The organism is Rhizomicrobium sp. (genome assembly GCF_056722145.1).
The window spans coordinates 1-5,893 of sequence record NZ_JBWZET010000387.1; the positions used below are offsets into that span (position 1 = coordinate 1).

Annotated in this window: 5 protein-coding genes; 4 read left to right on the top strand and 1 reads right to left on the bottom strand. The window is 64.0% G+C overall.

Going from position 1 to position 5,893, the window contains the following annotated elements; translation table 11 throughout:
• Both AC1P6P_RS20370 and AC1P6P_RS20375 read left to right on the top strand, forming a co-directional pair.
• Positions 1-1,095 (top strand): alpha,alpha-trehalose-phosphate synthase (UDP-forming) (locus AC1P6P_RS20370; RefSeq protein WP_481404280.1); only part of this gene is annotated, 1,095 nt, incomplete at its 5' end.
• Positions 1,092-2,189 (top strand): mechanosensitive ion channel family protein, encoded by a 1,098-nt coding sequence (locus AC1P6P_RS20375; RefSeq protein WP_481404281.1) that lies wholly within the window; start codon positions 1,092-1,094, stop codon positions 2,187-2,189. The genes AC1P6P_RS20370 and AC1P6P_RS20375, both read left to right, overlap by 4 nt.
• Here the strand turns inward: AC1P6P_RS20375 and AC1P6P_RS20380 are convergent.
• The gene (locus AC1P6P_RS20380) at positions 2,164-3,600 is read right to left on the bottom strand and encodes a pyridoxal phosphate-dependent decarboxylase family protein (RefSeq protein WP_481404282.1); all 1,437 of its coding nucleotides are present in this window, start codon (positions 3,598-3,600) and stop codon (positions 2,164-2,166) included. The two genes, AC1P6P_RS20375 and AC1P6P_RS20380, sit on opposite strands and share 26 nt — an antisense overlap.
• Positions 3,601-3,647: 47 nt before the next feature.
• On the opposite strand from AC1P6P_RS20380, the gene AC1P6P_RS20385 reads away from it, so the two are divergent.
• Positions 3,648-4,526 (top strand): NAD(P)-dependent oxidoreductase, encoded by an 879-nt coding sequence (locus AC1P6P_RS20385; protein WP_481404283.1) that lies wholly within the window; start codon positions 3,648-3,650, stop codon positions 4,524-4,526.
• Between the two features lie 72 nt (positions 4,527-4,598).
• Positions 4,599-5,453, top strand: a complete 855-nt coding sequence (gene purU / locus AC1P6P_RS20390) for a formyltetrahydrofolate deformylase (RefSeq protein WP_481404284.1) — start codon at positions 4,599-4,601, stop codon at positions 5,451-5,453.
• The last annotated feature ends 440 nt before the right edge of the window (positions 5,454-5,893 follow it).

A 5,893-nucleotide genomic window follows, 5' to 3' on the forward strand; every position in this document is an offset into this window, starting at 1 on the left:
CGCGAGCATCTGGCGGGCTATCGCGACGTGAATGCCCATTACGCCCGCGCCCTCGCCCCACAGCTCCGGCCCGACGATCTCGTCTGGGTGCACGATTACCACCTCATCCCGATGGCGAGCGAGCTGCGCCAAGCCGGCGTCAAGAATGCGGTCGGCTTTTTCCTGCACATCCCGTTCGTGCCCTCGACGCTGTTTGCGGCGCTGCCCCGCGGCGAGGACCTGTTGCACGATTTCTGTGCCTACGACGTTGTCGGCTTCCAGACCGCCGAGCATCGCGACGACTTCCTCGATTGCGTCCGCCGCATCCTGAAATTCCCCACCGATGCCGAAGGCGTCATCACCGCCTGCGGCCATCGCCTCGTCCGTTCTATCGTGGCGCCGATCGGCATCGATGTTCAGCACTTCCAGCAGCAGGCGATCCAGTCGGCCAAGAGCCGCAATACCCGCCGGCTGGTAGAAAGCCTGGTCGGCCGCCAACTGATGATCGGTGCCGACCGGCTGGATTATTCCAAAGGCCTGCCCAACCGCTTCGAGGCGTTCAACCGGCTGCTGGAACGCTTTCCGGAACACAAGAACAGCGTCAGCTTCCTGCAGATCGCAGCGCCATCGCGCGAGGACGTTTCGGAATACGCCGCGTTACGGCCCCTGCTCAACCGCATGGCCGGCGACATCAACGGCCGTCACGGCGCCTTCGATTGGGTGCCGCTGCGGTACATGAGCCAGAGCCTCGCCCGCTCGACGCTCGCCGGCTTTTATCGCATCGCGCGGATCGGCGTAGTCACGCCGCTCAGGGACGGAATGAACCTGGTGGCGCATGAATACGTTGCGGCTCAGGACCCCGCGGACCCCGGCGTGCTGATCTTGTCGAGCTTTGCCGGGGTGGCGCACTATTTCGAGGATGCTCTCATCGTGAACCCTTACGATCCCGACGAAATCGCCGAGGCCATGCATGAAGCAGCCGCCATGGGCCTGGAAGAGCGCAAGCTCCGCCACGGCCGTCTGTTCGAAAAGCTGAGAACGCTGTCGGCGCGCGCCTATTGCACCAGCTTCCTTGATGCCCTGCGCGGAACCGTTCCGGCGAGGGCCGCGGCATGAATCGCGGCCATCTCCATTTCATCCCGGCCTGGGCGCCGGACTGGCTGGTCGCGGTCGCTGCGCTGGCGGCGATCGCCATTGTGACCGCGCTGGTACTCGGTCTGCTCCGCAAACTGGTCCGCCGCCTGCTTCCCAGCGACCGGACATTATCGCATTCAGTGCTTGCGAATGCCGGTGGCTTGGCACAATTCGCCCTGACCGTCCTGGTCGCCGCGCTGGTGACGCCGGCTCTGCCACTCGATCGCGGCACCAATCACATCGTCGAACGCGTGCTGTTCGCCGCCTTTATCGTTCAGGTCGGCTGGTTCGCGATCGTCGCGTCCGACCTCGCGATCAACCGCTACATGGCGCGGTTTCATTCCGACACCAGCGACAATCTGTTGGCGCGCAAAGCCATCACCCAGATGAAGCTGCTGAAGCGCACGGTCGATGTGGTGATCGGCATCATCACCGTCGGCTTTGCGTTGATGACCTTCGACGCGGTGCGCCAGTTCGGCGTGTCGCTGTTCGCCTCGGCCGGCATCGCCGGTATCGCGGTGGGCTTTGCCGCCAAGCCTTTGCTGGAGAATCTCGTTGCCGGCATCCAGCTCGCCATCACCCAGCCGTTCCGCATCGACGACGTCGTCATCGTCAACAATGAATGGGGCTGGATCGAGGAGATAAACTCCACCTACGTCGTCCTCCGCTGCTGGGATTGGCGGCGGCTGGTGGTGCCGATCAGCTACATGATGACGACGCCGTTCCAGAACTGGACGCGCCAGTCGTCGCAGACTTTGGGCTCGGTGTTCTTCTTTGTCGATTACACCACCGACGTCGATCGAATCCGCAAGAAAGCCGAGGAGATCGTCAAGGCATCGCCGCTGTGGGACAAGAACGTCATTAACACCCAGCTGATCGAGCTCTCGGAATACACGGCCAAAGTGCGCGTGCTGGTCAGCTCGGCCGATGCCGGAAAGAACGCCGATCTCTGCAGCGAACTGCGCGAAAAGACGATCGCGTGGTTGCGCGAGGAATACCCCGAAGCCCTGCCGCGGCGGCGGACAGAGGCCGTCGGCGACGACTTCGCTCTTATTCCGCAGCAGCGCCGAGCTTGAGCACGCCATCCAGCATCGCATCCACGTCGCGCGTTTGCGTACGGTGATTGACGAAGGCGGCGCGGATCGCGAGCTTGCCGTTCAACGTGGTCGTTGAAGGCGCCGCAATCCCGGATTCATGCAAGCCTACGACGATCCGCGCATTGGCTTCATCGCTGGTGCGATAGCGGAAACAGACGATGTTGAGCCGGGCCGGAGCCAACAATTCCAGCTTCGGTTCGGCGCGCACCTTGGCTTCGAGATAGCGCGCCAGTTCGCAGGAATGCTCGATCGACTGGCCGATGCGCTTGAGACCGTAGGTTTTCAGCGTGAACCACGTCTTCAGCGCGCGAAAGCCGCGGCTGAGATCCGGGCCGTAATCGGAGAACCACGGTGCCCCGGCGGCGAGCCCCTTGGCCTGCGGTCGCAAATAGGCGGCGGGGCTGGCGAAGGTGTCGCGATGCAGCTTGCCGTCGCGCACCAGCACGAAACCGGCATCGTAGGGCACCTGGGCCCATTTGTGGAAATCGAACGCGATCGAATCCGCCCGTTCGATACCCTTCACCAGCGGCTTCAAGGCGGGCGACAACACCGCCATGGCGCCGAACGCGCCATCGACATGGAAGCGCAGCTTTTCCGCCGCACAAAAATCCGCGATGGCGTCGAGATCGTCGATGGCGCCGGTATCGACGGTGCCGGCTGTGCCGACAACCAGGAACGGCGTCAGGCCCACGGCGCGATCTTCGGCCACCGCAGCGGCGAGCTTTGCCAAATCCATTTTGCCATCGGCGTCAGTCGGCATCGGCCGCACGGAATCGGAGCCGAGGCCCGACAAATCCATCGCCAGCGGGATACAGCGGTGCGCCGCCGCCGAGGCATAGGCCCTGAGGGTCGCACCCTTCGCGCCGATGCCCGACTTGCGCACCTCGGGACCGAGCGCCGCCGTCCGCGCCACCAGCACGCCGATGAAGTTGGCGAGCGAGGAGCCGGTGACGAACAGGCCGGTGGCGCCTTCGGGGAATTCGAACAGGCGCCGCACCCATTCCACAATTTGCCGTTCCACCTCTACCGGGGCATGATCGCGGCCGCCGAGGTTGGCATTCAGCCCGCCCGCCAGCATCTCCGCCAGCATGCCGACCGGGGTGCCGCCGCCGTGCACCCATCCCATGAACCCGGGATGGACATTCCCCGCCGCGTAAGGAACCACATTCTCGGCAAATTCGGCGTAGGCCGCCGCGAGGTCGCCAGGCTCTTGCGGCAGGTCGGCCCGGAACCGTGCGCGGACAGCGGCCGGGATCGGCTGCCACACGGGGCGCTGGCGGATGTCCGCGATGTAATCCAACATGTCGTCGAGCATGCGGTGGCCAGTGCCACGCAGCTCCTCCCAATTTTCGGGGTCGAGGGAGGGTTCGGGTCGCTTCACATCGTTCATGCGCGTCTTATATAGCATCAGGTCACGCCGTCGAGCAGGAGGCTTACATGAAGGTCGGATTCATCGGTCTGGGCGCCATGGGACAAGGCATCGCCGCCAATATTCTCAAGGCGGGCCACGGCGTCACCGCCTGGAATCGCAGTCGCGGGCCGGTGGACGCGCTCGCCGCCCAAGGCGCCACCCCCGCCGCTAAACCGGAAGATGCGCTGCAGGGCGACGCCGTGTTCTCGATGCTCGCCAACGACTCGGCGGTGCACGCGATCGGCCTCGACGGCGTCCTGCTCGACCGCGCCGCGCCCGGGCTGGTCCACGTCAGCATGGCGACGCTCTCGGTCGGCTTCGCACGCGAGATGGCCGCCGCGCACACGCGCCACGGGCTGGGCTATGTCGCAGCGCCAGTGTTCGGACGCCCCGATGCCGCGGCGGCGGGCAAACTGACCGTGGTGGCGGCCGGCGCAGCCGACGCCATCGCCAAAGTGGAACCGATCCTGAAGGCGGTCGGGGCCAAGTACGCGGTCGTCGGCAGCGAACCGGCGCAGGCCAACCTGTTCAAGATCGCCGGCAACTTCATGATCGCCTCGGCGATCGAAACCATGGGCGAAGCGGCGGCGCTGTTGAAGAAGGGCGGTGTCGACCCGAAAGTATTCTTCGATGTGATGACGACGGCGAATTTCTCGGCGCCGGTCTACCAGATCTACGGCAAGATCATCGGCGACGAAGCGTTCGACAAAGCCGGCTTCAAGCTCAGCCTCGGCTACAAGGACGCCGGCCTGACGCTCGCCGCTGCCAAGGAACTGCAAGCCGCCCTGCCGCTCGCCAGCGTGGTGCACGACCACTTCGTCGAAGCGCTCGCCAAGGGCTGGGCCGACAAGGACTGGTCCGCGCTGGCGCTTTTGGCGGCTGAGCGGGCCGGGTTGAAAGCTTAGGCATTCATTTTCCTTTCCGTACCGCGCCAAATTGCGTAAGAGGGCTGCCAGCAGAAAGAAACTGGCCGTGCGATGAGCAACACCTCCTACGTCTTAACCGTTTCGTGCCCCGACCGGCGCGGCATCGTCTCCACCGTCACGCGCTATTTGTTCGACAGCGGCTGCAACATCATCGACAGCGCCCAGTACGGCGACAAGGACAACGGCCGCTTCTTCCTGCGCATCTCGTTCGCCAGCGAGACCGGCGCCAGCTATCAGGCGATCCAGGACGGCTTCGCGCCGATCGCGCGCGAGTTCGACATGACCGCGGCGATCCACGACACCGCCGTCAAGACCCGCACGCTGCTGATGGTTTCCAAACTCGGCCATTGCCTGGTCGACCTGCTCTATCGCCACCGCATCGGCGCGCTGCCGATCGAGATTCCGGTGATCGTCTCCAACCATCGCGACTTCGCCGACGTCGCCGCGGCGCACGGCATTCCGTTCCGCTACCTGCCGATCAACAACGACAATCGCAAGGCGCAGGAAAAAACCCTGGCCGAGCTGATCGCCGAAGAGCGCATCGATCTCGTGGTGCTGGCGCGCTACATGCAAATCCTGTCGCCGGTGATTGCCGATGCGATGCCGGGCCGGATCATCAACATCCACCACTCCTTCCTGCCGAGCTTCAAGGGAGCCCGCCCCTATCACCAGGCCCACGACCGCGGCGTCAAACTGATCGGCGCCACGGCGCATTACGTCACCAGCGATCTCGACGAAGGCCCGATCATCGAGCAGTCGGTCGAACGCGCCACCCATTCCATGTCCGGCGACGAAATGGCGGCGGTCGGCCGCGACATCGAAAACCGGGTGCTGTCCCGCGCCGTCCAATGGCACGCCGAACACCGCATCCTGCTCAACGGCCGGCGCACGGTGGTGTTCTACTAAAGCCTTTTTAGTGGTCGTGCTTCGTGATCCGAAAACCGGAAACCACTTTTCGGCGAAGCACTCCATATACCGAAGGCGGAATCGACCGATCCCGCCTTAAGCCTCGAAGCCGCCGCCGCCTCCGGAGGCCGTGGTCAAACGGCGATCGACAGGCGCATTGGTCTCATTCTGCGGAGTGCTCAACAAAACCAGCCGCCTTGCGATGCCGCCGATGCCCCAGGGGTCTTAGACGGGCTTACGCATCCTCGCGGGGTTTTGCATTTTGCGACGCGTGCGGGCGCGATTCTCCTGTATTTGCGCAGAGCTTGTTAGAAAGCGTCTCTCCTTTTCAAACACGAAAAGAGACGTGGGTACGCACTGCCAACAATTCAAGCCGGTGCGACAATCGCTACTTTGTTAAAGGCGCGATGCAAGTGCAGTCGTTCTTAGTGATGAATGGA

Coding starts and splice junctions, on each gene's coding strand:
- purU (WP_481404284.1), top strand. CDS start 4,599: ATGAGCAACACCTCCTACGTCTTAACCGTTTCGTGCCCCGACCGGCGC.
- AC1P6P_RS20385 (WP_481404283.1), top strand. CDS start 3,648: ATGAAGGTCGGATTCATCGGTCTGGGCGCCATGGGACAAGGCATCGCC.
- AC1P6P_RS20380 (WP_481404282.1), bottom strand. CDS start 3,600: ATGAACGATGTGAAGCGACCCGAACCCTCCCTCGACCCCGAAAATTGG.
- AC1P6P_RS20375 (WP_481404281.1), top strand. CDS start 1,092: ATGAATCGCGGCCATCTCCATTTCATCCCGGCCTGGGCGCCGGACTGG.